Here is a 24,139-nt window from a genome sequence, read left to right as displayed (position 1 = left end):
TTCACTGAAGATTTTCGAAGATCGCCGCGATGCCCTGACCGCCGCCGATGCACATCGTGACGAGCGCGTAACGCCCGCCGATGCGCTTCAGTTCATAAAGCGCCTTCACCGTGATGAGCGCGCCCGTCGCGCCGACCGGATGCCCGAGCGAAATGCCCGAACCGTTCGGATTCACCTTGCGCGGATCGAGTCCGAGCTCGTTCGTCACCGCGCACGCCTGCGCGGCGAACGCTTCGTTGGCCTCGACGACATCGAGCTGATCGACGGACAGACCCGCCCGTTCCAGCGCCTTGCGCGTCGCGGGCACGGGACCGATGCCCATATACGCCGGATCGACGCCCGCGTGCGCGTAGGACACGAGCCGCGCGAGCGGTTTCGCGCCGCGCCGCTCGGCTTCGCCACGCTCCATCAGCAGCACGGCCGCCGCCGCGTCGTTGATGCCCGATGCGTTGCCGGCCGTCACCGTGCCGTTCTCCTTGACGAACACGGCCTTCAGGCTTTCGAAGTCGCTCGGGCGCGCGTCGTGGCGGACGTGCTCGTCGGTGTCGAAGACGGCATTGCCTTTTTTCGCGCGCACGGTGATCGGCAGAATCTGCTCGCCGAAACGGCCTTCCGCGATCGCACGCGCCGCACGGCGATGCGATTCGAGCGCGAGCGCATCCTGCGCCTCGCGGGAAATGCCGTATTTGCGCGCGACGTTTTCCGCCGTCACGCCCATGTGGATTGTCTGAAAGGGATCGTGCAGCGCGCCGAGCATCATGTCGACGAGCTTGCCGTCGCCCATGCGCTGCCCGAAGCGCGCGCCCGGCAACGCGTACAGCGCGCGGCTCATGGATTCCGCGCCGCCGCCGATCGCGATGTCCGCGTCGCCGAGCATGATCGTCTGCGCAGCCGATACGATGGCCTGCAAGCCCGATCCGCACAGCCGGTTCACCGTCAGCGCCGGAACGTGCTGCGCGACGCCGCCGTCGATCGCCGCGACGCGCGCGAGATACATGTCCTTCGGTTCCGTATGCACGACATTGCCGAAGACGACGTGACCGACGTCGTCGCCCGCGACGTTCGCGCGCTGAAGCGTTTCGCGCACGATCATCGCGCCGAGTTGCGTCGGAGAGAAATCCTTCAGGCTGCCGCCGAAGTCGCCGATCGCAGTTCGCACGCCGCTTGCCACCACTACTTCACGCATTGCATCGCTCCTGTTGATTTCGCGCGCAGGCGTCAGAATTGCGCCTCGCTCAATGTGAACAGCGGATCGTCGCCGTGCGCCGAGACGATCGCGGTTTCCAGCGCGCGCGCCTGCGTCAGCACGTATTCGGAGAAGCAGTGCGCGGTCGCGATCTTCGCGCCGTGGAACGCCGGATCGTCGGCCCGTCTGGCTTGCGCGACGAGCAGCGCGCGCGCCATCTGCCAGCCCGACAACACGATGCCCGCGAGCTTCAGATACAGCACGCTGCCCGCGAACACCGCGTTCGGATCGCGCTTCGCGGATTCGAGCACGTAGGCGACGACGTTCGCGAGCGCGTCGCGGCCATCGGCGAGACGGCGATGCATCGAATCGAAAACGCGCGCGGCATCGCCGGCATCGACGGATTTCAGAGCGTCGAGCGTCTCGTCGATCTGCGCGAGCAGCACCTGCGCCGTCGCGCCGCGATCGCGCAGCGTCTTGCGGCCGACGAGATCGTTCGCCTGAATCGCCGTCGTGCCTTCGTAGATCGCGAGGATGCGCGCGTCGCGATAGAGCTGCGCCGCGCCGGTCTCCTCGATGAAACCCATGCCGCCGTGAACCTGAACGCCGAGGCTCGTCACGTCGTTCGCCATTTCGGTGCTCCAGCCTTTCACGACCGGCACGAGGAATTCGTTGAGCGCGAGATGGCGGGCGCGCGTGTCGGCGTCGTCGTGATGATGGGCGATATCCGCGTGCGCGGCCGCGACGTAGGCGAGCGCACGCGCGCCTTCGGTCATCGCGCGCATCGTGCCGAGCATGCGCCGCACGTCGGGATGACGGATGATCGCGACGGAACCCGCGCTCGAACCATCGACGGGACGGCTCTGCACGCGTTCCTTCGCATAGTCGGCGGCCTTCTGATAAGCGGCGTCGGACAGCGCGATGCCCTGCAAGCCGACGCCGAAGCGCGCCGCGTTCATCATCACGAACATGTATTCGAGGCCGCGATTCTCTTCGCCGACGAGATAGCCGGTCGCGCCGCCGTTATCGCCGTACTGGAGCACGGCGGTCGGGCTCGCCTTGATGCCGAGCTTGTGCTCGATCGACACGCAATGCACGTCGTTGCGCGCGCCGAGGCTGCCGTCGTCGTTGACGAGCAACTTCGGCACGACGAACAGCGAGATGCCTTTCACGCCTTCGGGCGCGTCCGGCGTGCGCGCCAGCACGAGATGGACGATGTTCTCGGCCATGTCGTGCTCGCCCCAGGTGATGAAAATCTTGGTGCCGAACACCTTGTAGGTGCCGTCGCCCTGCCGTTCGGCGCGCGAACGCACGAGCGCGAGATCGGAGCCGGCTTGCGGCTCGGTCAGATTCATCGTGCCGGTCCAGACGCCTTCGATCAGCTTCGGCAGATAGCGCGCCTTCAGTTCGTCCGAGCCCGCGAGCAGCAACGCTTCGATGGCGCCATCGGTGAGCAGCGGGCACAGCGCGAAGGAAAGGTTCGACGCGTTCAGCATTTCGATGCACGGCGACGCGATCAGTTTCGCGAGCCCTTGTCCGCCGAATTCGGCCGGATGGCTGATGCCTTGCCAGCCGCCTTCCGTGTATTGACGGAAGGCATCGGCGAAACCGGGCGTCGCCGTCACTTCGCCGTCGCGCCACTCGCTCGGCTGCTGGTCGCCGCGCGCATTCAGCGGCGCGATGACTTCGGCGGCGAGTTTCGCGCCTTCCTCGAGAATGGCAAGCGCTGTGTCCGCGTTCGAATCGGCAAGTCCGGGAAGCTGGCTGATGCTTGCAATATCTGCCAGCTCTTCCATGACAAACATCATTTCCTTGACGGGCGGCGTGTAATTCATCGATGACTCCTGGGCCCACAGCCTTTCGACGAAACGCGCGCTGTGGCAAACAAACGTTGATGTGTTGCGATGCATGGTATCAACGCCGCCGGAATCCTTAGCTACCGGAATCTGCCCTTTCACTGACAAAATCTGCCAAACGCGCCGGCCGCTTTTGGGCGCGTCACTCGCCTTTTCTTTGCCGGTACGCCGCGGGCGTGCTGCCGGTCCAGTGACGGAACGCGCGATGAAACGCGGTCGGATTATCGAAGCCGACGTCGTATGCAATGGCCGCGATGGCATCGTTCGAACGGGTGAGACGCTGGATCGCGATGTCGCGGCGCACTTCGTCCTTGATCGCCTGAAAGGTCGTGCCCTCGGCTTCGAGACGTCGGCAGAGCGTGCGCATCGAATAGTGCAACTGCTGCGCGACGGCATCGACGGTCGGCGTCGACGGCAGGCCCGTCGCGATGCACTGCCGCACGCGATGACACACCATCTCTTCCGTGAACGACACGAAAATCCAGTCCTCCGGCGCGCGCTGAAGAAACGCGTCGAGATCGGACTTGCGCTGACGGATCGGGCGGTCGAGATAGCGCGCATCGAACGCGATGAGCGTGCGGTCGCGGCCGAAACGCACCGGCCCCGGAAACAGGTACAGCAGATCGCCGGACTGCGCGGGCCGCATGAATTCGAACGCCGCTTCGATGAGTGGAATCTTCGCGCGGATCAGCCACGACGCGACGCCGTGCACGAGCTTCAGCACGAGTTCCCGCGCGAGCGCGCTCGCGGGCGGTCCAGCGGGATTCGCGACGAATTCGACGGTCGCATACGGTCCCTCGCGGCGCGACACGAGCTGGAATTCATCGAGCACCAGATGGAAGAACTGCCCGAAGCGATGCAGCGCGACCTCCAGACGCGGCGCGTCGAGCAGGCTCAAACACAGAAATTTGAGCGTGCCGTTGCGCAGCGGACGCGCGAAGATTCCCGGCATCTCGTCGTCGAGTTCCATCGCAAGCAGGCGATAAAGCGTCGAAAACTGCTCCTGTGTGACGCGCGCGGCTGGCATGCCGAGCAGCTCGTGCGGAATGCCGGAATGCTCCGCGAGCCGGATGACCGCGGCGCGGTCGGCGCCCGAAAGGAAGCCGTTGACGACCGAGATGGGAACGGTTGGGGAAGGAGGCCTCATGAGGCCGATTTTGTCATAGCCGCCGGGCGGCGTAGCGCGGAACGCGTACGTTCGTGCTTCATCGCGAACGTCCGGACCGGTGCGGACGAATCGCTGGACCTTTCAGATTGAAACTTCTATAACGGGATGTGCAAGCGCCGTCCGAAAGGCATCCGTCTGCGACGAAGCTCGCTCGAATTAGTTAGGAACTCGAACCATATGTTCTGAAGAAAATTTTGGAGGTTGATCATGACCCGTTTCCCCTGTTCAACGAAACTCCTTGCGTTGCCGGTTCTGAGCCTGATGGCAGGCGCATCCGCCGCTTGGGCGCAGACGCTTCCGAAGCAAGGCAATATCGAAGCCACGTACACCGCATCCGGCGCGGATGTGCGCAATATCAGCGTGAGCGGCGATGACGCCGTGTATCTCTTCGAATCCACGCTCCTGATGACGAACAACAAATCGCCGCTGATGCAGAACGTCACCGCGCGCTGCGTCGAAGCCGGCTTCAGCGCGGGCACGGCGACCGGATATTGCGTCTATTCGGACAAGGACGGCGACAAGTTCATCGAGTCCTACACGTATCAGGGCGGCACGCCCAAGGGCAAGGGAACGATCGGCTCGGGCACGGGAAAATACAAGGGCATCGAAGGTCAGTTCGACTGGCAGCAAGTCGTCGCCCTGCCCTCGGACAAAGGGACATATAACTACGTCGGCAAGAAGACCGGCAGCTATCGCATTCCGTGAGCGAGATTCAAAGCTGAAAGATGGACGCCACATGATCGATGAACGCGCGGACGACAGGCGGCAGCCCGCGACGGGTCGTGAAGACGAGGTGGACGATCCCGGTTTCGGTTTTCCACGACGGAAATACATGCACGAGCTCGCCGCTCGCGACCTGCTCGCGACAGACGTGATCCGGCAGCAAGGCGACGCCGAGCCCAGCCATCGTCGCATCGCGCAGTGAGACATAGTCCACGCACGTCATGCGCGGCTCGCTGCGGATCGTATGCGACGCGCCATCCGGTCCGGTGAATTGCCATTCGATCTCGCTCATCTGATCGGTGGTCGCGAGCGTCGGCAATGTCGATAACACCGCAATGTCGCCGCTCGTGCAAAGCGACGCGACGACGGGCGCGGCCACCAGAATGCGGCTCGAATGCCCCAGCGTCCGCACGATCAACGACGCGTCCGTGTCCAGCCTGACGCGCACGCGAATGGCAATGTCGATGCGTTCCTCGATCAGATCGACGGGACGATCCACGGCGATCACCTGCAAGCGCGCCTTCGGAAAGCGCGTCAGAAACGTGTTGTATGCCTTCGACAAAGTCGGCATGAGACCGAGCGGACAACTGCAGCGGATCACGCCGCGCGGTTCGCTGAGCGCTTCGGAGACGACCGAATCGGCTTGCTGTACGTCGAGCACGATCGTCCGGCAACGCTCGTAGAACGCCTGTCCGACGTCGGTCACGCGAAAGCGGCGCGTCGAACGTTCGATCAGGCGCACGCCGAGCCGCGCTTCGAGCCCGGCGATGCGTCGGCTGATCGTCGATTTAGGCGTGCGCAGGACGCGGCTCGCCGCCGCGAAGCCTCCATGCCCGACGACTTCCGCAAATAGAACGTAATCGTTGATGTCCGCCATGCCGAATGCCTCGATTGACCCATTTTTGGAACTATCAAACCCAGTTTCGCAGTCTACCGCGCCGATTGTCTCATCGGCATGATGTCTTCAACGCGACGCAACGTGCGACGCGAAACCAACGGAGAACTCAAATGACTGGCAAATTCGAAAACAAGGTCGTGGTCGTGACGGGCGGCACCAGCGGAATCGGCTATGCAACGGCGGCGCGTTTCGCGGCGGAAGGCGCGTCGGTGTTCATCACCGGCCGTCGTCAGAAGGAGCTCGACGCGGCTGTCGAGTCGATGAAGGGCCGCGTCGTCGGCATCCGCGCGGACATGTCGAACCTCGCGGATATCGACCGCGTCTACGATGCCGTTCAGCAGAAGCATTCGCACATCGACGTGCTGTTCGCCAACGCCGGCGGCGGCTCGATGCTGCCGCTCGGCGCGATCACCGAAGAGCACTACGAAGACACGTTCGGGCGCAACGTGAAGGGCACGATCTTCACCGTTCAGAAGGCGCTTCCGCTGCTGCGCGACGGCGCGTCGGTGATCCTGACCGGGTCGACGGCGGGCAGCGTGGGCACCGCCGCGTTCAGCGTCTATAGCGCGTCGAAGGCGGCCGTGCGCAACCTCGCGCGTAGCTGGACGCTGGACCTGAAGGATCGCGGAATTCGCGTGAACGTCGTCAGCCCGGGGCCGGTGAAAACGCCTGGTCTCGTCGAGCTGGCCGGCCCCGATCAGGCGCAGCAGCAAGGCCTGCTCGACTACATGGCGTCGAACGTGCCGCTCGGACGCGTCGGCGATCCGGACGAAGTCGCGAAGGTCGTGCTGTTCCTCGGATCCGATGAATCGAGCTTCGTCGCGGGCGCGGAATTCTTCGTCGACGGCGGCATCGCTCAGGTCTGAGACCTCACTAAGGCTTGACGAACCTGAGCGTCATGCGATCCGACTCGCCGATGGCGGCGTAACGCGACCGGTCGACATCGCCGCCCCGGTAAGTGGGCGGCAAGGACCACACGCCGTTCGGATAGTCCTTCGTATCCTTTGCATTCGCGTTGATCTCGCTGCGCGCAACCAGCACGAAACCCGCTGCTTGCGCGTGCTCGATCACGAATGCTTCGGTCACGTAGCCGGAATCGATCATTTGCTGCACGGTCGTTCCCGGCCGCGCGCGATGCTCCTCCACGCCGAGCACGCCGCCATGCTTGAGCGCGTCATTGAACGCGCGCAGGTTTGCATCGATCTGGCCGTCCTTGATCCAGTTATGGATGTTCCTGAACGTGAACACGCGGTCGAACCGCTCATGCGCGTTAAAGCCGATGAAGCGCCCCGCGTGCAACGTGCCGACGACGACGTTTCCATACACCGCGGGCGCAGCCGCGAGCTTGCGCCGATAAGCGGCGTCGGTATCGCTGTCCTCGGCGGCGAGATCGGCGGATATGCTCAGATATTGCGCCTCGTAAAGCTGACCCGAATCGTGCAGATAGGGCGCGAGTATGTCCGTGTACCACCCGCCGCCCGGCGCGATTTCGAGCACCGCCTGTGTCGGAGTCAGCTCGAAGAACTGCAGCGTTTCTCTCGGATGACGATAGACGTCGCGCGCCCTCGCCTTGTCGCTGCGTTGCGATCCGTTAATCGCGGCATCGAGCGACGATTGCGCATCGCGTGAAGAAGACGCGCATCCTGTCAGCGCGAGCATGAAGCTGGCGGCGGCGATGACAATCGCGCGCCGCATGTCGAGGCGAATGAGGTTCATGAAGCACGATGCGAGTCCGAGGTATCCGACACGATACGCGTTTCTTTCGCTATTCGCTCGCCAGGAAACTGCGCACCAGCGGCCCGACTTCGCATGTTCGCGTGATGAGAAACAGATGCCCGTCCTCGATGACATGCAGCGTCGCGCGCCGGATGCGGCGTGCAAGGATTTGCGCGTTGACGAGCGGAACGATGGGATCGTCGTCGCCGTGCATGACGAGCGTCGGCTGGCGCAGGGAGCCGAGCCAGAGCAGGCTGCTCCATCCGCACGTCGCGAGCAGTTGATACATGTATCCGCGTCCGCCCGGCGCGCGAATGTGACGGCCATGTTCCGCCAGCAGCGCGGGATCGCGCCGGTAAGCGCCGCCGTAAATCTCCGCGCCCACTTCCCGCAGATAGTCCGGATCGCGGTAACGCCGCGCGCCGACGAGCTTCGACAGCACCGATAGCCGCCCCGGCACCATGATGACGCCCGGCGATGTCGCGGCCAACACCAGCCTGCGGCAGCGATACGGATACATATACGCGAACTGTTGCGCCAGCGCGCCGCCCCACGACACGCCGAGAATGTCGACCGGCCCTTCGTAGCCGAGCTTCCCGAGCAGCTTGTCGGTCATCACCGCGAGCGTCGCGAAGCGATACGGCACGAGCGGCGCGGGCGATCCGCCGACGCCGGGAACATCGAAGACGACGACTTCGACATCGCCGAGCGCATCGGCGAATGGCTGAATCAGTTCGAGATTCGCGCCGATGCCGTTGAACACGACGAGCGGCGGCGAAGTCTCGTTGCCACGCCAGATGCCCACGCGAAGCGTTTGGCCATCCAGCGAAACAGTCTGTATTTCCGGTGCGCGCACGTTTTTCATCTTTGTTTTCCGTTTGGACGCTTCGCTTCAGGCCTCGCTGACATACGTTCCGGGCGCGTCGGCCAGTCGCTTGTGACGCCGGTTGCCGAGGGCTCGCGGCGCGGGACGCAGTTCGCCCGAGCGTTGCGCAAGCCAGTCGCGCCAGTCGTTCCACCACGAATCCGCTTCGGGGCGCGCGCCGGCGAACCATGCATCGGCGTCTTCGGGCAATGCGTCGTTACGGAAGAACTTCGCCTTCGGATTGCCCGGCGGATTGATGAGACTCTGGATATGCCCGCTCGAACTCAGCACATAGCGCGTCTTGCCGCCGAACGCGCGCGCCGTGTTGTAGACGCCCTTCCACGGCGTGATGTGATCGGTCATGCCGGCGATCACATACGTGTCGCACTCGACCTTCGACAGATCGACCGGCGTGCCGAGCACCGTCAGCTTGCCCGGCTCGCTGAGCAGGCTGCGCGTGAAGATGTCGAGCAACTGGCCGTGCAGCTTCGCGGGCAGGCGCGTCGTGTCGTTGTTCCAGTAGAGGATGTCGAAGGCCGGCGGCGCCTCGCCCATCAGATAGTTGTTGACCCAGAAGCTCCAGACGAGATCGTTCGGCCGCATCCATGCGAACACGCGGCCCATTTCCTCGCCGGGCAGCACGCCCTTCGCGCGGCTGTTGCGCTTGGCGACTTCGATGGCTTCGGGCGTCGTAAAGAGACCGAGTTGCGAATCGGCGCTGCTGTCGAGCACGGCGACCATCAGCGTGGCCGCGTGGACCGTCTTGTCGCCGCGCGCCGCCAGATGGCCGAGCAGCGCGGAGATCGTCATCGCGCCGGAGCACGCGCCGTGCAGGTTCACATCCGCGTGACCGGTGATGTCGCGCACCGCGTCGATCGCTTCGATGAGCGCGGCGACATACGTGTCCATGTCCCAGTCGCGCTGCGCCTCGGTCGGATTGCGCCAGCTCACGGCGAACACCTGGAACTCGCTCTGCACCAGATATTCGACAATGCTCTTCCCCGCCGACAGATCGAAGATATAGAACTTGTTGATCTGCGGCGGCACGATGAGCTGCGGACGCGCGCGGACGTTCGGCGTCGCCGGCGCATACTGGATGAGTTCGAGCACTTCGTTGCGGAAGACGACCGCGCCCGGCGTCGTCGCGAGATTCCCGCCGACGCGAAACGCTCGCTTGTCGACCTGCGAAGGCATGCCCTTGTTGTTGAGCGTATCGGTGAGCATGTTGCGCATGCCGGCGACGACGCTCGCACCGCGCGTGTCGACGAGCTTGCGCAGCGCCGCCGGATTGCCCGCGAGCGTGTTGGTCGGCGCGAGCGCATCGGTCAGGAGCGACATCACGAACTGCGCGCGCTCCTTGCTGGCATCGTCGAGCGCGGACCGATCGATGAATCCGGCGAGCGCATCGCGCCATGCCAGATACCCCGTCAGCGTCGTGCGATACAGCGGCTGTTCGCGCCATGCCGGATCGGCGAATCGCTTGTCGCCTTGCTGCGGCGAAGGCGCGTGAGCGCCGTTGACTGCCGAGCTCAGATCGCGGACGAGCGCCGCGGTCTGTCCCATCAGCAACGCGGGATGCAGCATCGCCTGAGCGCCGATCTGTCCCGCAGCCGCAAACATGTCGACCGCGCGCAATCCGACGAACGGGTTGGGTCCGAGCATGCCGTCGGCGGCGCTGGCCGTGAGGCCTTCGTTCTCGTTGATCATTTGAAATTCCTTCCACGCGCCGCCGTTACGCGACGAGCATTGCGAGCGTTTGTGCGATCAGCGCCGGCTTCGTCTCGCCTTCGATCTGCAATTCACTGTCCGTCTTCACGAGGATGCGTCCGCCGTCCTTGCGCTCGACCGCACTGAGCACGACGCGGCATCGCACGCGCTTGCCGGATCGCACCGGCGTCATGAAGCGCACCTTGTCGAGTCCGTAATTCAGCGCGGCGGATGCATCGGGCGGAATGAGGCCGACTTCGATCGCGAGCGTCGCCAGGAGCGACAGCGTCAGATAGCCGTGCGCGATCGTTCCGCCGAACGGGCTCTCGCGTTTCGCGCGTTCCTCGTTGACGTGAATCCACTGCATGTCGCCCGTGCATTGCGCGAATGCCTCGATGCGCGCCTGATCGACGATGACCCAGTCCGACACGCCCAATTCCTGGCCGACGAATTCATCGATCGTCGCCATGCTGTATTCCATCGTTCTCATGCAATCTCCGTTATTGCGCGAAATTGCGCCGGACGGTCAGCTTGTTCGTGACAGACGTCACGCCCGGGACGCCTTTCGCCAGCGTTGCAGCCTTCTCGATCTGCGCCGCGTCGGCCGCGGTGCCCGTCAGCGTCACCGCGCCGTCTTTCGCGCTCACGCCGATATCGCCCGCATCGATGCTTTTGTCCTTCGCGAACGCCGCGTACACGAGCTTGCGCAGCGCGCGATTCTCCTTGCGCGTCGCGACAGGCGCGCTCGCGGCCGAGGCCATCGAAGGCGCGCTCGCCGCCGCGATCGACTGGCTCGATTCGAGGCCGGCGCTCATCGACGCCATCACGATCGCTGCGCCGCCCACCGCATTGCGTGACATGATTTTCTTCATGGTTGCTCCGTTTATCGTCTTAGAAGTTGTGCCGCAGGCCGATCATCGCCGCGGTGGTCGACTCGCCCGGAGCCACGGGTTGCCCGTAGACGATCGTCTGGTTCATCGTGCCGTGATTGTCGACATAGCCGACTTGCGCATAAGCGAGCGTGCGCTTCGACAGGCTGTACTCCGCGCCGAGCGCGAATTCGCTCGAATGATTCGTCGAGTTGTTGTTGTCCTTCAGGTAATAGAAGCCCGAAGTCATCTTCAACACCGGCGAGAAGCGATAGCCGAGGCCCGCCGAATAGAGGTCGTAGTCCGCGCGGCCCGCGTTCGCCGGATTCTTGCCGTGGCTGTACGAGCCGGACACCGAAATGTCGCTGAACGTGTACATCGCGCCGAAGTAGACGAGCCGGTTGTTGTTGAGGCCGGTCGCCGCGACGCCGGGCAGCGGGTTCGCATCGTGTCCGTTGTAGTAGACCGCCGCGAGGTTCAGGCCGAAGTTCGAATACTTGACCACGGCGGACTCGCGCGTGCCGCCCTGGAATTCGCCCGGTACGCCGCCCGGCGCGTATTCGAGCGCGAGCGACGCGCCATAGAATTTCGGCGATTCGTAGACGAGCGCGTTGCTGTCGTACAGCGCGCCGATCGGACCGTTCGTGCTGGTGCCCGGCCAGCCGGCGGCCTGATTCATGCCGAGCCACGCGGTGAGAATGCTGCCGAAGTACTGCGCGCCGCGCACGTCGGTATCGAACATTGCGTAGACCATCGGCACGATCTGGCGGCCCGCGTTGAACGTGCCGAACGGGCCGGAAATGCCGAGCGTCGCGAACTGGTTGAACTGCGCGGGCACGCCGGGTGTGTCGGACAGACCGAAGCGGCCGCTGCCCGAATCGAAGGTGCCCTGCAGCCTGAAGTTGACGCGATATCCGCCGCCGAGATCCTCGTAGCCTTTAAGGCCCCAGTAGCTGGCGTAGATGCCGCCGTCCTTGTAGCGATACACCTTGCCCAGATTGGGCGCGTTCGGCGCGAACGACGCGGCCGACGTGCTCTGATAAAGCAAGCCTGCATCGACGACGCCGTAAAGCGTCACCGAACCTTGTGCCGCCGCAGCGCCTGAGCACGCGAGCAACGCGGCGAAGCATGGAATTCTTCCGAGTTTCATAAGGTCTCCGTATCTTGTTGCTTCCGGGCGTCGTGATCGAAAAGGCAGCCGCGTAATCGGCCGCTTCACGGCGCGTGAAGTCATGTTGCAAGAATACGGAAAGCGCGCGGTCAAAACCCCTCTCGCGGCGGGAGGGGCAACGGCTGCAGATCGCGCCCTCAATATCGCGCCCTCCCCTCCCGACGCGAGAGGGTTGCACGAGACATCTCTCCACTACGATGGGTTCAGGTCAACGAATCCAATTCACAGGAGCGAACATGCAATTCCTCGACGATTCCCTGCACCCCGAAAACCAGGACAAGGTCGTAATCACCGTTGCGCCTTACGGTCCCGAGTGGATGCCGGAAGATTTCCCTGAAGATATCCCCGTGACGATGGAAGAGCAGGTGCAGAAAGCCGTCGACTGCTACAACGCGGGCGCGACCGTTCTCCATCTGCATGTGCGGGAACTCGATGGCAAGGGCAGCAAGCGCCTCTCGAAGTTCAACGAGCTGATCGCCGGCGTGCGCGCGGCGGTGCCGGACATGATCATCCAGGTCGGCGGTTCGATCTCGTTCGCGCCGGAAGACGACGGTCAGGCGGCCAAGTGGCTCTCCGACGATACGCGTCACATGCTCGCCGAACTCGATCCGAAGCCCGATCAGGTGACCGTCGCGATCAACACGACGCAGATGAACATCATGGAGCTGCTGTATCCGGAGTATCTGGCGGGCACTTCGCTCTCCAACCCGGCGTTCATGGCCGCCTACGCGGAAATGACGGTTCCCGCCGGCCCCGCATGGGTCGAGGAGCATCTGCGCCGTCTGCAGGCGTCCGGCATCCAGCCGCATTTCCAGTTGACCGGCATCCACGCGCTGGAGACGCTCGAACGCCTCGTGCGCAAGGGCGTGTACAAGGGGCCGCTGAATCTGACGTGGATCGGCATCGGCGGCGGCTTCGACGGTCCGAATCCGTTCAACTTCTTCAACTTCGTGCATCGCGCGCCGGACGGCTGCACGCTCACGGCGGAGTCGCTGCTGAAGAACGTGCTGCCGTTCAACATGATGGCGATGTCGATGGGCCTGCATCCGCGCTGCGGCATCGAGGATACGATCATCGATCAGCACGGCAACCGTTTCACGTCGGTGCAGCAGATCGAGCAGTGCGTGCGCGTGGCGCGCGAACTGGGACGCGAGATCGCGAGCGGCAAGGAAGCGCGCGAGATCTATCGCATCGGCGTGCAATACGAAACCATCGACGAAACGCTCGCCGCCAACGGCATGGCGCCGAACCGCAAGGCCGGCCAGGTCAATCTGCCGCTGCGCGCGGCCTGACATCAACACTCCACGGCGATGGCGGGATGCTCACGCGTCCTGCCGGCAGCCGGACATCGGAGGAGACAATCTTGGATATTCATTGCATCGACCCGGCGAAGTGTGACGACAACACCGCCACGGCCAAATCACGCAAATACGCGTGGATCGTTTTCGCGCTGACCTTCGGTCTGCTTTTATCGGACTACATGTCCCGGCAAGTGCTGAACGCGGTGTTTCCGCTGCTCAAGCAGGCATGGGGCCTTTCCGACACGCAGTTGGGCTCGTTGAGCGGCGTCGTCGCGCTGATGGTCGGCCTACTCACCTTTCCGCTTTCCGTGCTCGCCGACCGCTGGGGCCGCGTGCGCAGCCTCGTTCTGATGGCGACGCTCTGGAGTCTCGCGACGCTCGGCTGTGCGATCGCGACCAACTACGGCGAAATGCTCGTGGCGCGCGCCTGCGTCGGTCTCGGCGAGGCGGCTTACGGCAGCGTCGGCATCGCGCTGATTCTCAGCATTTTCCCCGCGCACTTGCGCTCCACGCTCACCGGCGCGTTCATGGCCGGCGGTGCGTTCGGCTCGGTGCTCGGCATGGCGCTCGGCGGCTTCGTCGCCATGCACTTCGGATGGCGTGCCTCGTTCGCGGCGATGGCGATCTTCGGCATCGTGCTTGTGATCGTCTATCGTCTGACGGTTTCCGACAAGCGCATCGCCGCGCGATATGGCGACGCGCAACCCGCCACGCGACAGGCGGACGGCATCCGCACGAGTCTGCGCGCGCTGCTGGCCGGACTCTTCTCGACGGTTTCCGTCGTCTGCGCGTACGTCGGCAGCGGCTTGCAGCTTTTCATCATGGGCGCGGTGATCGCGTGGATGCCGAGCTTCCTCAACCGCTACTACGCGATGCCCGCCGACAAGGCCGCGGCAGGCGCCGCCGTCTTCGTGCTGCTCGGCGGCATCGGCATGGTCGCGTGCGGTGTCGTCACGGACAAGATTTGCCGCAACGCGCCGTCGCGCAAGTGGATCACGGCGCTGGCCTATTGCCTGATCTCGATCGTGCTGCTGTCCATCGGCTTCCGCGTTGCTCCCGGCGCATTGCAGCTCGTGCTGCTCGGCGCGGGCATTCTGGTCGTCGCGGGTACGTCGGGGCCGGCGGGCGCGATGGTGGCCAACCTCACGCCATCGACGATCCACGCCTCCGCATTCGCGACGCTCACGCTCGCCAACAACCTGCTCGGCCTCGCGCCCGGCCCGCTCGTGACGGGCGCGATCGCCGACCGCATCGGTCTGTTGGGCGCGTTACAGGTGATTCCGCTCGTCGGCGTGGCGGCAATGGTCGCATTCGCGCTCGGCAGAGCGAGATATGCACGCGATCTCGACAAGATCGACGCGCTGCGCGGACGTGCATCAGAGCAGCAAGCAACCGAAATCAGCAGATAAATTCACGCCACTTCAAGGAGAAACAGCAATGACCGATCGTCTGCACACGGCTTCGTCGACCGAAACCGCCGACACCGTCGAACAATCGAAACCGGAGGTCCCGTCGACCTCGACGTCCACGCGGACATGGGCGTGGGGAGCGTCATACGGCCCCTACGACTGGATGGACGCGCACACGCCGTGCGATGACCTGAGTCCGTGGCATTGAATCCGCGATGACACACAAACTATCGATTGCGCCGGAGAACGTGCCGCAGACCGGCGCGCGCACGCTCACGTTCGTCGATGGACGCAGCGTCGTGCTCTTCAATATCGAAGGCGTCGTTCACGCGATCGACAATTCATGTCCGCACAACGGCGCTTCGCTCGCGAACGGCCGGCTCGACGGACATATCCTTCAATGCCCCGCGCACGGCCTGCGTTTCGATGTCGTGACGGGCTGTGTCGTCGGGGCGAAAGGAATGTGTCTGACGAAACTCGTTATCGAATGACGTCGGACGTTTCATTGCTTCACGCTCTGCGCCAATGCGCGCAGCAACGCAGCGCCGTCACCGCTCCACGCGCTGCCGTGCATGCAGGCGAGCGTGGTCGGAGCGAGTTGCGCGAGGCGCTCGAACATCGCGTCGGCGTTACGCGTGTGAGAGAAGTAATCCATGCTGCGCCGGAACGCTTCGCTCGGGCCCAGAATATCCCCGGTGGTCAACGCGGGCAGCGTCGCGCCGCCTTGCGTGAACAGATCGCCGCATAACAGCGTGCGCGTGCTGTCTTCCATCATGAAGCCGCACTCCCAGGCGTGCGGCAGATGCGGCGTGTCGATCCATCGCACGCGATGACGTCCGAGCGGGATCGATTCTCCGTCGCCGAGCGCGACGGGCGCGCGATCGGCGAGATCGGTGATCGACACCATCGCCGCAACCGTGCCGCACAGCGGCGTGGCATCGGGCGACGCCGCAAGCCACTCGTTGAGCGAACCGCACTCGTCCGCTTCGACGTGCGAGAACGCGATGTGCCGCAAGCGCGCCGGATCGATCACGCTCGCGAGCGCTTCACGCACGAGCGGGAACATCTTGCGCGGACCGGTATGAAAGAGCAGCGGATCGTCATCGACGATCAGATACTGGTTGAAGGAAAAACCGCCCGCATCGCCGGGCAGCGTCACGGGCGTGTTGATGCGATACACGCCAGCGGCGATTTCCTCGACGTTCGTGCCGGACTGCGAGTTCGTGATGACCATGGATGCCTCCTTGGTTGATCGTTTAGCGCCGCACGCGATTCCTGCGAACCGGTCGCGTTTTCGGATGACGGCGTCACCTCATACTTCGCCCGCGGACGCAGCAGGAAAGTCTGCGTGCGCTGCTCCATCACATGCGCGGCTCAGCCGCGCGTGCGGCTGACGATCCAGATCGCCGTCGCCGATCCGAGCGAATCAGATGTACGAGCCGATCGCCCGCCGCCACGCAATTGAATATATCCGCATTCGTCGATGCCGCCACGCGCGCATATTGCACGCTGCGGCCCGAGCCAGCCGACGCAACCCGTCATGCTTTGCTGCACGAGACGCGCCGATCTAGGGGTAAACATCCAGTTCGTCGGAATCGCTTTGATATAGTTGGTGTACGGAGTATATTTCAGGCCATCGAGACATCCAGTCAAAGAGGGAGACACCATGCAATTTCATCTCGACGGTTTCCGCGTCGGCGATCCGACGATCGAACCTGCCGCCAGCGACGCGCCTCGCGTCGACATGCCCGAAACGGTCGATGTCCTGATCGTCGGCAGCGGGCCTGCGGGACTCGTGCTGGCCGCGCAACTCTCGCAGTTTCCGACGATCGATACGCGCATCGTCGAGCGCCGTTCCGGACCGCTCTTGATGGGCCAGGCGGACGGCGTCGCGTGCCGCACCGTCGAGATGTTCAATGCGTTCGGCCTGAGCGATCGCCTGCAGCGCGAGGCGTACTGGGTCAACGAAACGGCTTTCTGGCGGCCCGATGCCGAAGATCGCGGCGCGATCAGGCGTACCGGCCGCGTTCAGGATACCGAAACAGGTTTGTCGGAGTTTCCGCACGTCATCGTCAATCAGGCGCGCGTGCAGGACTATCTGCTGGGTGTGATGCGGCGTTCCGCCTTGCGTCTCGAACCGGACTACGATCTCGAAGTCGTCGATGTCGAGCGCGACGGCGACGGCGACGGCGACGGCGACGGCGATCATCCGGTGAAAGTCACGCTGCGGCGCACCGATGCGGCGCGGCTCGACGAGACCGTCACCGTGCGCGCGCGTTATGTCGTGGGTTGCGATGGCGCGCGCAGCCGCGTGCGGACGGCCATCGGGCAAACGCTGCGTGGCGATGCGGCCAATCACGCGTGGGGCGTGATGGATGCGCTCGCTGTCACGGACTTCCCCGACATTCGTCTGAAGGTCGCGATTCAATCCGCGAGCGAAGGCAATCTGCTCATCATTCCGCGCGAAGGCGGGTATCTGGTGCGCTTTTACGTCGATCTGGGCGAGGTCACGGCGGACAATCGCGACACCATCAAGCAGATCAAGGTCGATCGCATCATTCAGACCGCGCAACGTATCCTTCATCCCTATTCGCTCGACGTGAAGGAAGTCGCGTGGTTCTCCGTGTACGAGGTCGGGCAGCGTCTGACGGACCGTTTCGACGATGCCATCGCCGCCGATGGCACGAGTCGCGAGCCGCGCGTGTTCATCGCGGGCGATGCCTGCCACACGCATAGCGCGAAGGCCGGCCAGGGCATGAACGTCTCGATGCAGGACGGCTTCAATCTCGGCTGGAAACTCGGCGCGGTGCTGCGCGGACTCGGCGACGCCGACCTGCTGCGCACCTATTCCGACGAACGTCAGCCGATCGCGCAGGAGCTCATCGATTTCGACAAGGAATGGTCGGCCATGATGGCCGCACCGCCCAAAGACCCGAACCGGCCCGAAGCGGGCGGCGTCGATCCCGCCGAGCTTCAGGCGTACTTCGTGCGCGCGGGCCGCTACACAGCGGGCGTCGCGACGCGCTACCGTCCGGCCATGCTGACGGGCGAGCCGACGCATCAGGCGCTCGCGAGCGGCTTCGCGATCGGCACGCGCTTTCACTCGTCGCCCGTGATTCGTCTGGCCGATGCCAAGCCGATGCATCTCGGACACGTCGCGCGCGCCGATGGCCGCTGGCGTCTGTATGCGTTTTCTGATGCGAACGGCCGCGCGCTGCATGCGCTGTGCGAACATCTTTGCGCTTCGCCCGATTCCGTTCTGCGGCGCGTGACGCCGGAAGGCGCCGATCCGGACAGCGTTCTCGATCTGCGCGCGGTGTTGCAGCGGGATCATCGGGACGTCGCGTTGAATGAACTGCCGGGCATTCTCCTGCCGCGCAAGGGGCGCTATGGTCTGGTCGACTACGAGAAAGCATTTACCAACGATGCGGCGACTGATATTTTCCACGAGCGCGGCATCGATCGCGAACGGGGCGCGATCGTCGTGGTCCGTCCGGATCAATACGTCGCGCATGTCCTGCCCCTGGACGCGTACGCGGAACTGAACGCCTTTTTCGATCCGATCTTTCCGCGTGCTTCAACCCGCTCATGAACTGATCAAATTGCCGAATAAAGAAGATGACCGCGCGCTGTCGCGATACACGGGCAGCCTCGTGCGTCGCGCGCAGCAGCGCCATGTCGCGGTGTGGCTCGCCGAGGTTTCCGCCGAGATTACGAGCGTGCAGTACGCGGCGCTCGAGGTCCTGCACGAAACGCCAGGCGTCAATCAGCGCCAGCTCGGCGATGAACTCGATGTGGACCGTTCGACGATCGCCGATCTCGTCGCGCGCATGGTTCGCAACGGTCTCATCGAACGCTCGGACGATCCCGTCGACAAGCGCAGTTACGTGCTCTTCCTGACGCCGGCCGGAAAGAAGCAACTGGCGGCGCTGCGTCCGCGCGTCGAGGAAGTCGAGCGCATTCTCACCGCGCGGCTGACGAAAAAGGAATGTCTGGAGTTACGGCGGCTGCTTGCGGCGTTGCTGCCCGATCGCGAAGTTTGAGTAAGCAGCTAGTCCGAACGCGACATGCGGATGCGCGCGCCGGACAGGTTCCAGGCCGACAAGGTCTTGGCGATTTCCGTCCGGCCGGCATGTCCCCGGTTTCATGACAGTACCCTCGCAGGCAATGACAACGACGTCCAGTCGACTTGGGGGAGACATGAACCGGATTCAGGCACGCTTGGCGGCATTGGCCGCCACTTCGTTGCTGGCGGCTTGCGGCGGCGGCGGCGACAGTTCTTCGGGCGTTCAAAGCACGTCCACCGCGACCGCGCCTACGCCGGCTTCAGAGCCTGCTCCCGCTGCCACGCCCGCGGGTTCGTCGCCGAATATCGTTGCCATCGGCGATAGCCTGACGCAGGGAGTCGGATCGGATATCGGCGGCTACCCGGCAATTTTGTCCGGCATACTAAATAATCGGACCTTTGCGAATCTCGGCATCGGCGGGCAGACATCGACGCAGATCGCGGCGCGCGTCGGAGCATTGCCATCGACGGTCACGGTCGATGGCGACGCCGTGCCGGCGAGCAACACGGCGGTCCATCTTTCGAGCGTGTCGATCGACATGCTGTCGACACCCGCCGATGACGTCGCTCGGAGCAAGCCGGGCACGCTCTGCTCGGTGCATGGCGCGCTCCAGCGCACAGCGGACGGCGGGCCGCCATCGACGACCGAAACCTATACGTTCGTGCGGGACAGCGCCGGATCGGCAGTGCCTTGCGCCGCCGGATCCGCATTTCTCGGCGATTCGGAAGGCTATGACACATGGACCGCGATCATCTGGGTCGGCCGCAACAATGGCTATGACGCACAGACCGTCCTCGCGGACGTGAAGTCCATCGTACAGTGGCTCAAGCCCGCGGGCGCGCACTTCGCGGTGCTTTCCATCATCAAGGGCGATTTCACCGGCGAGTATGCGGGCGGAGAAGTCGCGAAATATCTCGACGATCTCAACGCGTCCCTGAAGGCGGCGTATCCCGACAATTTCATCGACGTCGAGTCTGCGCTCGTCAATGCCTACAATCCGAGCCTTCCTCAGGACGTCATCGATCACAGCCACGACATTCCGCCGTCTTCACTGCGCTCCGACGCGATCCATCTCAACGACGCCGGCTATACCATCGTCGCCGGACAGGTGAAGGCGCTGCTCGCATCGAAGAACTGGTAACGGCGATCGGGACTTCTAGTCGCGGACAGCAGGACGAACACGCGCCGGATTCCCGACCGCCGTGGCGCCGGCGGGCACATCGCGCGTCACGATGCTGCCTGCGCCGATCAAAGCGTCATCGCCGATCGTCACGCCCGGCAGGATGATCGCGCCCGCGCCGATCCACACATTGCGGCCGATCCGCACGGGACGCCCCAGTTCGAGGCCCGTCGCGCGCACGGCAGGATCGCGCGGATGATCGGCGGTCAGAATCTGCACGCCCGTCGCGATCTGCGTCATGTCGCCGATCTCCACGGCGACGACATCGAGAATCGTGCAGTTGTAGTTCAAGAACACGCCCGCGCCGAGCGTGATGTTGTAGCCGTAGTCGCAATGAAACGGCGGCCGGACCATCGAGTCCGGACCGATGGCGGCGAACCGTTCGCCGAGCAACCCGTACCGCTGTGCGAGCGGCATGTCCATCGCGCCATTGAAGCGCGCCATCCATGCGCGCGCTGCTGCCTGATCGGCCTGAATTTCTGCGTCGTTGGCCGTGTACAGCTCGCCAGCCAGCATCTTTTCTTTCTCTGTCCGATTCATCTGCAAATCCTCGACTCATGATGGGCGCGCCGCAGAACAATCGTTCGCTCGCGGAGAAATCAGTATTTTCCCCCGAATACGAACCGCCGGAATTCGACAGAAAATAAGTCCCGAAACGATACGACAAGCCGAATGACGGCCTTCGCCCGCGTTAAGCGAACGCCCGAACCGCGTATGACCTTCACTTGATGGAGTGCCCTGTCATGAAAACGTTCGTTTCCCTCTTCGCGGCGTCCGCGCTCTGCCTGGCTCCGCTCATTGCAAGCGCGCAGCAGACCGTCAAGATCGGCCTGTCCGCGCCGCTCACCGGCATCAGCGCCGCGAACGGCAAGGATCTGGAAAACGGCGTGCGGCTCGCGATCGAAGAAGCCAACGCCCAGCACATCAGCATCGACGGACAGCCGGTCCAGTTCGAGCTCGCATCCGTCGACGATCAGGGCGATCCGCGCATCGGCGTTCAGGTGGCGCAGAAGCTCGTGGACGATGGCGTCGTTGCGGTCGTCGGCTATTACAACTCCGGCGTCGCGCTGCCTTCCGCGCCCATCTTCGGGAAGGCCGGCATTCCGCTGCTCGATCCCGCGGCGACGAATCCCGCGATTACGCGTCAGGGCTTGAACCACGTGTTCCGCATCATCGCCACCGACACGCAGAATTCCGGCAACGCCGGCACGTATGCCGTGAAGGTCACGAAGGCGAAGCGGATCGCGGTCATGGACGACCGGACCGCCTTCGGGCAAGGCGCGGTCGAAGAGTTCAGGAAGGCGGTGCAGGCGGCCGGCGGCCAGGTCGTGTCGGAGGAATACACCAACGACAAGGCCGTCGAATTCAATGCGCAACTGACGAACATCAAGGCCGCCAACGCCGATCTTCTGTACTTCGGCGGACTCGATGGTCAGGCCGGGCTGATCGTCAAGCGCATGAAGCAGCTCGGCATCCGCGCGCAGTTCGTCGGCAGCGGCGGGATCGCCGACAGCGTGTTCATCAGTTCGGCGGGAAACGCGGCTGAAGGCGCGATGGCGTGGGAATACGGCCGGCCCGTCGATTCATTGCCCGAAGGCCGCGCGTTCGCCGCGAAATTCAAGAAGCGCTTCGGCGCGGAGACGCTCACCTACGCGCCGTTCGCGTATGACTGCGCGTGGCTCGCCATCACCGCGATGAAGAAAGCAAATTCCGTGAAGCCCGCCGCGATCATCGAGACGCTGCGCACGATCCAGTACAACGGCATCACCGGAAATATCTCGTTCGACAAGTTCGGCGATCTGAACAACCCGACATCGACGCTGTATCAGGTCAAGTCGATGAAATGGCAGCCCGTGACGACCATCGGCGCGGAGAAATAGACGCGCTCGCGGAACGTCATCGGGCAACCGATTCAGGCCGCGTTAGCCGCCTGCTTGTCGACCAGCGCGCAGACGGCGGCGGTGACTTGCGCCGTCGTCGCGGTTCCGCCGAGATCGCCGGTGTGCAGCGACTTGTCGGATGTCACGGCTTCGATCGCCTGCATGACGCGTTTGGCCGCGTCGAACTCGCCGAGATGTTCGAGCAGCATCACGACCGACCAGAACGTGCCGACGGGATTCGCCAGGCCCTTGCCCATGATGTCGAACGCGGAGCCGTGAATCGGTTCGAACATCGACGGATAGCGGCGCTCCGGATCGATATTGCCCGTCGGCGCGATGCCGAGACTGCCCGCGAGCGCGGCGGCGAGATCGCTGAGAATGTCGGCGTGAAGATTGGTGGCGACGATCGTATCGAGCGTCTGCGGACGATTGACCATGCGCGCGGTGGCGGCGTCGACGAGTTCCTTGTCCCATTTGACATCGGGGAATTCGGCGGCGACTTCGTTCGCGATCTCGTCCCACATGACCATTGCGTGACGTTGCGCGTTGCTCTTCGTGATGACGGTCAGCAGCTTGCGCGGACGCGACTGCGCGAGGCGGAACGCGAACCGCAGAATGCGCTCGACGCCCGCGCGCGTCATGATCGACACATCGGTCGCGGCTTCGATCGGATGACCTTGATGCACGCGCCCGCCCACGCCGGAATATTCGCCTTCCGAGTTTTCGCGCACGATCACCCAGTTCAGGTCTTCGGGCTTGCAGCGCTTCAGCGGCGCGTCGATGCCCGGCAGGATGCGCGTCGGACGCACGTTCGCGTACTGGTCGAATCCCTGGCAAATCTTGAGACGCAGGCCCCACAGCGTGATGTGATCGGGCACGTCCGGATCGCCCGCCGAGCCGAAGAGAATGGCGTCCTTGTCCCGGATCGCATCGAGTCCGTTCGCGGGCATCATCACGCCATGCTGACGGTAATAGTCCGCGCCCCAGTCGAAATTCTCGAATTCGAAAGCGAATGCCTGCGTGGACTTGGCGAGCGCTTCGAGCACTTGCTGGCCCGCCGGAACCACTTCCTTGCCGATGCCGTCGCCGGGAATCGTTGCAATGCGATAGGTCTTCATGTCTCCGTCCTTCGATGTTGTCGGGTATGGGCGAACTTTAACCGCATTCCGGCTCCAAAACCGGTGCTAGACTCAAAGCATCTTTAACCTGAAGTTACGAATGAACCGATGCCCGATGCCGTCCAGCCCGCCGATCTGAGCTTCTTCTCCACGCTGTCGGCGGCAGGCAGTCTGAGCGCGGCCGCGCGCGAGCTCGGCCTCACGGCGGCGGCCGTCAGCAAGCGTCTTTCGCAGATGGAAGCGCGCGCCGGCGTGGCGCTCGTCAATCGCACGACGCGGCGGATGATGCTCACGCCGGAAGGCGAGCTGTATCTGGAACACGCGCGCCGGATTCTCGACGAGATCGACGAACTCTCCGAACTGCTCGGCGCCGCCAAGCAAAGCCCGAAAGGTCTGCTGCGCGTGAACGCGACGCTCGGTTTCGGGCGCAGTCACGTCGCGCCGCTGATTTCGCGTTTCAGCAGGATGTATCCGCAAGTGTCGGTGCAGTTGCAGTTGTCGGTCACGCCGCCGCCGCTCACCGACGACAAGTTCGACGTCTGCATCCGGTTCGGCGAACCGCCCGATACGCGCGTGATCGCGCGGCGTCTCGCGGGAAACCGGCGGCTGTTGTGCGCCGCGCCGTCGTATATCGAGGCGCATGGCATGCCGCTCGTCCCGCACGATCTGACGCGGCATAACTGCATCGGCATTCGTCAGGGCGACGAAGCCTACGGCGTGTGGCGGCTCACGTCCGGACGCGGCGCGTCGCGCAAGACGGAAGCGGTGCGGATCGACGGCACGCTCACGACGAACGACGGCGAAATAGCCGTGAAATGGGCGCTCGAAGGCCACGGCATCCTGATGCGCGCCGAATGGGATTTGAAGCCGTATCTGGCCGATGGTTCGCTCGTGCGCGTGCTGCCCGACCACGAAACGCCCAACGCCGATATCTTCGCGGTCTACTCGCAGCGGCATCAGATGTCGAACCGCATTCGCACGTTCGTCGACTTCATCGCGCAGGAGCTGAAGGGCGACGCGTGAAG

Annotated in this window: 25 protein-coding genes; 11 read left to right on the top strand and 14 right to left on the bottom strand. The window is 64.0% G+C overall.

Annotated elements, in window-relative coordinates:
- Position 1: 1 nt before the first annotated feature.
- The 3 genes from bktB to NCS67_RS25350 form a co-directional block, all read right to left on the bottom strand.
- Entirely contained in the window at positions 2-1,186 is a 1,185-nt protein-coding gene (bktB, locus tag NCS67_RS25360) for a beta-ketothiolase BktB (protein ID WP_250437125.1), read from the bottom strand.
- Between the two features lie 32 nt (positions 1,187-1,218).
- Positions 1,219-3,021, bottom strand: a complete 1,803-nt coding sequence (locus NCS67_RS25355; protein WP_250437124.1) for an acyl-CoA dehydrogenase — start codon at positions 3,019-3,021, stop codon at positions 1,219-1,221.
- 163 nt (positions 3,022-3,184) lie between these two features.
- Positions 3,185-4,189, bottom strand: coding sequence for an AraC family transcriptional regulator (locus tag NCS67_RS25350; protein ID WP_081851888.1), 1,005 nt, complete (start codon positions 4,187-4,189; stop codon positions 3,185-3,187).
- Between the two features lie 228 nt (positions 4,190-4,417).
- Here NCS67_RS25350 and NCS67_RS25345 point away from each other — a divergent pair, with 228 nt between their 5' ends.
- Positions 4,418-4,915: a hypothetical protein gene (locus NCS67_RS25345; RefSeq protein ID WP_051079011.1), complete on the top strand. Its 498-nt coding sequence runs from the start codon at positions 4,418-4,420 to the stop codon at positions 4,913-4,915.
- Positions 4,916-4,922: 7 nt separating this feature from the next.
- On the opposite strand, the gene NCS67_RS25340 is transcribed toward NCS67_RS25345, so the two are convergent.
- Complete coding sequence (locus NCS67_RS25340) at positions 4,923-5,810, bottom strand: LysR substrate-binding domain-containing protein (RefSeq protein WP_250437123.1); 888 nt, start codon at positions 5,808-5,810, stop codon at positions 4,923-4,925.
- Positions 5,811-5,941: 131 nt separating this feature from the next.
- Here NCS67_RS25340 and NCS67_RS25335 point away from each other — a divergent pair, with 131 nt between their 5' ends.
- On the top strand, positions 5,942-6,697 hold the full coding sequence (locus NCS67_RS25335; RefSeq protein ID WP_033536410.1) for an SDR family NAD(P)-dependent oxidoreductase: 756 nt from the start codon (positions 5,942-5,944) through the stop codon (positions 6,695-6,697).
- Between the two features lie 7 nt (positions 6,698-6,704).
- Here the strand turns inward: NCS67_RS25335 and NCS67_RS25330 are convergent, their stop codons facing one another.
- Genes NCS67_RS25330 through NCS67_RS25305 form a run of 6 tightly spaced genes read right to left on the bottom strand, consistent with a single transcriptional unit; the run spans position 6,705 to position 12,138 of the window.
- Positions 6,705-7,547, bottom strand: a complete 843-nt coding sequence (locus tag NCS67_RS25330; protein ID WP_034473361.1) for a class I SAM-dependent methyltransferase — start codon at positions 7,545-7,547, stop codon at positions 6,705-6,707.
- Positions 7,548-7,596: 49 nt separating this feature from the next.
- A complete protein-coding gene (gene phaZ / locus NCS67_RS25325; protein WP_008347529.1) occupies positions 7,597-8,412 on the bottom strand; it encodes a poly(3-hydroxyalkanoate) depolymerase in 816 nt (271 codons plus the stop codon).
- Between the two features lie 27 nt (positions 8,413-8,439).
- The gene (locus NCS67_RS25320) at positions 8,440-10,119 is read right to left on the bottom strand and encodes an alpha/beta fold hydrolase (protein ID WP_250437121.1); all 1,680 of its coding nucleotides are present in this window, start codon (positions 10,117-10,119) and stop codon (positions 8,440-8,442) included.
- Positions 10,120-10,144: 25 nt separating this feature from the next.
- Positions 10,145-10,609 carry a MaoC family dehydratase gene (locus NCS67_RS25315; RefSeq protein WP_033536411.1) on the bottom strand — a complete coding sequence of 155 codons (465 nt, stop codon included), beginning with the start codon at positions 10,607-10,609 and terminating at the stop codon, positions 10,145-10,147.
- Between the two features lie 10 nt (positions 10,610-10,619).
- Positions 10,620-10,991 carry a BON domain-containing protein gene (locus NCS67_RS25310; RefSeq protein WP_008347525.1) on the bottom strand — a complete coding sequence of 124 codons (372 nt, stop codon included), beginning with the start codon at positions 10,989-10,991 and terminating at the stop codon, positions 10,620-10,622.
- Positions 10,992-11,010: 19 nt separating this feature from the next.
- Complete coding sequence (locus NCS67_RS25305) at positions 11,011-12,138, bottom strand: porin (RefSeq protein WP_250437119.1); 1,128 nt, start codon at positions 12,136-12,138, stop codon at positions 11,011-11,013.
- 257 nt (positions 12,139-12,395) lie between these two features.
- On the opposite strand from NCS67_RS25305, the gene NCS67_RS25300 reads away from it, so the two are divergent.
- The 4 genes from NCS67_RS25300 (at position 12,396) to NCS67_RS25285 (ending at position 15,360) form a co-directional block, all read left to right on the top strand.
- Positions 12,396-13,451, top strand: coding sequence for a beta-keto acid cleavage family enzyme (locus NCS67_RS25300; protein WP_008347521.1), 1,056 nt, complete (start codon positions 12,396-12,398; stop codon positions 13,449-13,451).
- Positions 13,452-13,522: 71 nt separating this feature from the next.
- On the top strand, positions 13,523-14,869 hold the full coding sequence (locus tag NCS67_RS25295; protein WP_250437117.1) for an MFS transporter: 1,347 nt from the start codon (positions 13,523-13,525) through the stop codon (positions 14,867-14,869).
- 28 nt (positions 14,870-14,897) lie between these two features.
- On the top strand, positions 14,898-15,077 hold the full coding sequence (locus tag NCS67_RS25290) for a hypothetical protein (protein WP_033536412.1): 180 nt from the start codon (positions 14,898-14,900) through the stop codon (positions 15,075-15,077).
- Positions 15,078-15,084: 7 nt separating this feature from the next.
- Positions 15,085-15,360: a Rieske (2Fe-2S) protein gene (locus NCS67_RS25285; RefSeq protein ID WP_008347518.1), complete on the top strand. Its 276-nt coding sequence runs from the start codon at positions 15,085-15,087 to the stop codon at positions 15,358-15,360.
- 11 nt (positions 15,361-15,371) lie between these two features.
- Here NCS67_RS25285 and NCS67_RS25280 read toward each other — a convergent pair whose 3' ends face one another.
- The gene (locus NCS67_RS25280; RefSeq protein ID WP_175980510.1) at positions 15,372-16,103 is read right to left on the bottom strand and encodes an oxygen-binding di-iron domain-containing protein; all 732 of its coding nucleotides are present in this window, start codon (positions 16,101-16,103) and stop codon (positions 15,372-15,374) included.
- A 140-nt stretch (positions 16,104-16,243) separates the two neighbouring features.
- Positions 16,244-16,450: a hypothetical protein gene (locus tag NCS67_RS25275; protein WP_250437115.1), complete on the bottom strand. Its 207-nt coding sequence runs from the start codon at positions 16,448-16,450 to the stop codon at positions 16,244-16,246.
- Positions 16,451-16,535: 85 nt separating this feature from the next.
- Between NCS67_RS25275 and NCS67_RS25270 the strand changes: the two genes are divergently transcribed.
- The 3 genes from NCS67_RS25270 to NCS67_RS25260 all read left to right on the top strand — a co-directional run bounded on the left by NCS67_RS25270 (position 16,536) and on the right by NCS67_RS25260 (position 20,077).
- Complete coding sequence (locus NCS67_RS25270; RefSeq protein ID WP_250437113.1) at positions 16,536-18,461, top strand: FAD-binding monooxygenase; 1,926 nt, start codon at positions 16,536-16,538, stop codon at positions 18,459-18,461.
- Between the two features lie 10 nt (positions 18,462-18,471).
- Complete coding sequence (locus NCS67_RS25265) at positions 18,472-18,912, top strand: MarR family winged helix-turn-helix transcriptional regulator (RefSeq protein WP_033536433.1); 441 nt, start codon at positions 18,472-18,474, stop codon at positions 18,910-18,912.
- A gap of 157 nt (positions 18,913-19,069) precedes the next feature.
- The gene (locus NCS67_RS25260) at positions 19,070-20,077 is read left to right on the top strand and encodes an SGNH/GDSL hydrolase family protein (protein ID WP_250437110.1); all 1,008 of its coding nucleotides are present in this window, start codon (positions 19,070-19,072) and stop codon (positions 20,075-20,077) included.
- A gap of 15 nt (positions 20,078-20,092) precedes the next feature.
- Here NCS67_RS25260 and NCS67_RS25255 read toward each other — a convergent pair whose 3' ends face one another.
- Positions 20,093-20,656, bottom strand: a complete 564-nt coding sequence (locus NCS67_RS25255; RefSeq protein ID WP_008347508.1) for a sugar O-acetyltransferase — start codon at positions 20,654-20,656, stop codon at positions 20,093-20,095.
- A 203-nt stretch (positions 20,657-20,859) separates the two neighbouring features.
- Between NCS67_RS25255 and NCS67_RS25250 the strand changes: the two genes are divergently transcribed.
- Positions 20,860-21,996 carry a branched-chain amino acid ABC transporter substrate-binding protein gene (locus tag NCS67_RS25250; RefSeq protein WP_250437108.1) on the top strand — a complete coding sequence of 379 codons (1,137 nt, stop codon included), beginning with the start codon at positions 20,860-20,862 and terminating at the stop codon, positions 21,994-21,996.
- Between the two features lie 32 nt (positions 21,997-22,028).
- On the opposite strand, the gene NCS67_RS25245 is transcribed toward NCS67_RS25250, so the two are convergent.
- Positions 22,029-23,114, bottom strand: coding sequence for a tartrate dehydrogenase (locus tag NCS67_RS25245; protein ID WP_250437106.1), 1,086 nt, complete (start codon positions 23,112-23,114; stop codon positions 22,029-22,031).
- Between the two features lie 108 nt (positions 23,115-23,222).
- On the opposite strand from NCS67_RS25245, the gene NCS67_RS25240 reads away from it, so the two are divergent.
- Complete coding sequence (locus tag NCS67_RS25240; protein WP_008347503.1) at positions 23,223-24,137, top strand: LysR family transcriptional regulator; 915 nt, start codon at positions 23,223-23,225, stop codon at positions 24,135-24,137.
- Positions 24,138-24,139 lie beyond the last annotated feature (2 nt).

Source organism: Caballeronia sp. ATUFL_F2_KS9A, from assembly GCF_023630765.1.
GTDB classification, from domain to species: Bacteria; Pseudomonadota; Gammaproteobacteria; order Burkholderiales; family Burkholderiaceae; genus Caballeronia; species Caballeronia zhejiangensis.
Note: the sequence above shows the minus strand (reverse complement) of the source record. Positions and strands in the feature narration are given on the sequence as shown.

Excerpts from the sequence above, each read along its gene's own strand:
- bktB (WP_250437125.1), bottom strand. The coding sequence starts at position 1,186 with ATGCGTGAAGTAGTGGTGGCAAGCGGCGTGCGAACTGCGATCGGCGAC.
- NCS67_RS25355 (WP_250437124.1), bottom strand. The coding sequence starts at position 3,021 with ATGAATTACACGCCGCCCGTCAAGGAAATGATGTTTGTCATGGAAGAG.
- NCS67_RS25350 (WP_081851888.1), bottom strand. The coding sequence starts at position 4,189 with ATGAGGCCTCCTTCCCCAACCGTTCCCATCTCGGTCGTCAACGGCTTC.
- NCS67_RS25345 (WP_051079011.1), top strand. The coding sequence starts at position 4,418 with ATGACCCGTTTCCCCTGTTCAACGAAACTCCTTGCGTTGCCGGTTCTG.
- NCS67_RS25340 (WP_250437123.1), bottom strand. The coding sequence starts at position 5,810 with ATGGCGGACATCAACGATTACGTTCTATTTGCGGAAGTCGTCGGGCAT.
- NCS67_RS25335 (WP_033536410.1), top strand. The coding sequence starts at position 5,942 with ATGACTGGCAAATTCGAAAACAAGGTCGTGGTCGTGACGGGCGGCACC.
- NCS67_RS25330 (WP_034473361.1), bottom strand. The coding sequence starts at position 7,547 with ATGAACCTCATTCGCCTCGACATGCGGCGCGCGATTGTCATCGCCGCC.
- phaZ (WP_008347529.1), bottom strand. The coding sequence starts at position 8,412 with ATGAAAAACGTGCGCGCACCGGAAATACAGACTGTTTCGCTGGATGGC.
- NCS67_RS25320 (WP_250437121.1), bottom strand. The coding sequence starts at position 10,119 with ATGATCAACGAGAACGAAGGCCTCACGGCCAGCGCCGCCGACGGCATG.
- NCS67_RS25315 (WP_033536411.1), bottom strand. The coding sequence starts at position 10,609 with ATGAGAACGATGGAATACAGCATGGCGACGATCGATGAATTCGTCGGC.
- NCS67_RS25310 (WP_008347525.1), bottom strand. The coding sequence starts at position 10,991 with ATGAAGAAAATCATGTCACGCAATGCGGTGGGCGGCGCAGCGATCGTG.
- NCS67_RS25305 (WP_250437119.1), bottom strand. The coding sequence starts at position 12,138 with ATGAAACTCGGAAGAATTCCATGCTTCGCCGCGTTGCTCGCGTGCTCA.
- NCS67_RS25300 (WP_008347521.1), top strand. The coding sequence starts at position 12,396 with ATGCAATTCCTCGACGATTCCCTGCACCCCGAAAACCAGGACAAGGTC.
- NCS67_RS25290 (WP_033536412.1), top strand. The coding sequence starts at position 14,898 with ATGACCGATCGTCTGCACACGGCTTCGTCGACCGAAACCGCCGACACC.
- NCS67_RS25285 (WP_008347518.1), top strand. The coding sequence starts at position 15,085 with ATGACACACAAACTATCGATTGCGCCGGAGAACGTGCCGCAGACCGGC.
- NCS67_RS25280 (WP_175980510.1), bottom strand. The coding sequence starts at position 16,103 with ATGGTCATCACGAACTCGCAGTCCGGCACGAACGTCGAGGAAATCGCC.
- NCS67_RS25275 (WP_250437115.1), bottom strand. The coding sequence starts at position 16,450 with ATGTTTACCCCTAGATCGGCGCGTCTCGTGCAGCAAAGCATGACGGGT.
- NCS67_RS25270 (WP_250437113.1), top strand. The coding sequence starts at position 16,536 with ATGCAATTTCATCTCGACGGTTTCCGCGTCGGCGATCCGACGATCGAA.
- NCS67_RS25260 (WP_250437110.1), top strand. The coding sequence starts at position 19,070 with ATGAACCGGATTCAGGCACGCTTGGCGGCATTGGCCGCCACTTCGTTG.
- NCS67_RS25255 (WP_008347508.1), bottom strand. The coding sequence starts at position 20,656 with ATGAATCGGACAGAGAAAGAAAAGATGCTGGCTGGCGAGCTGTACACG.
- NCS67_RS25250 (WP_250437108.1), top strand. The coding sequence starts at position 20,860 with ATGAAAACGTTCGTTTCCCTCTTCGCGGCGTCCGCGCTCTGCCTGGCT.
- NCS67_RS25245 (WP_250437106.1), bottom strand. The coding sequence starts at position 23,114 with ATGAAGACCTATCGCATTGCAACGATTCCCGGCGACGGCATCGGCAAG.
- NCS67_RS25240 (WP_008347503.1), top strand. The coding sequence starts at position 23,223 with ATGCCCGATGCCGTCCAGCCCGCCGATCTGAGCTTCTTCTCCACGCTG.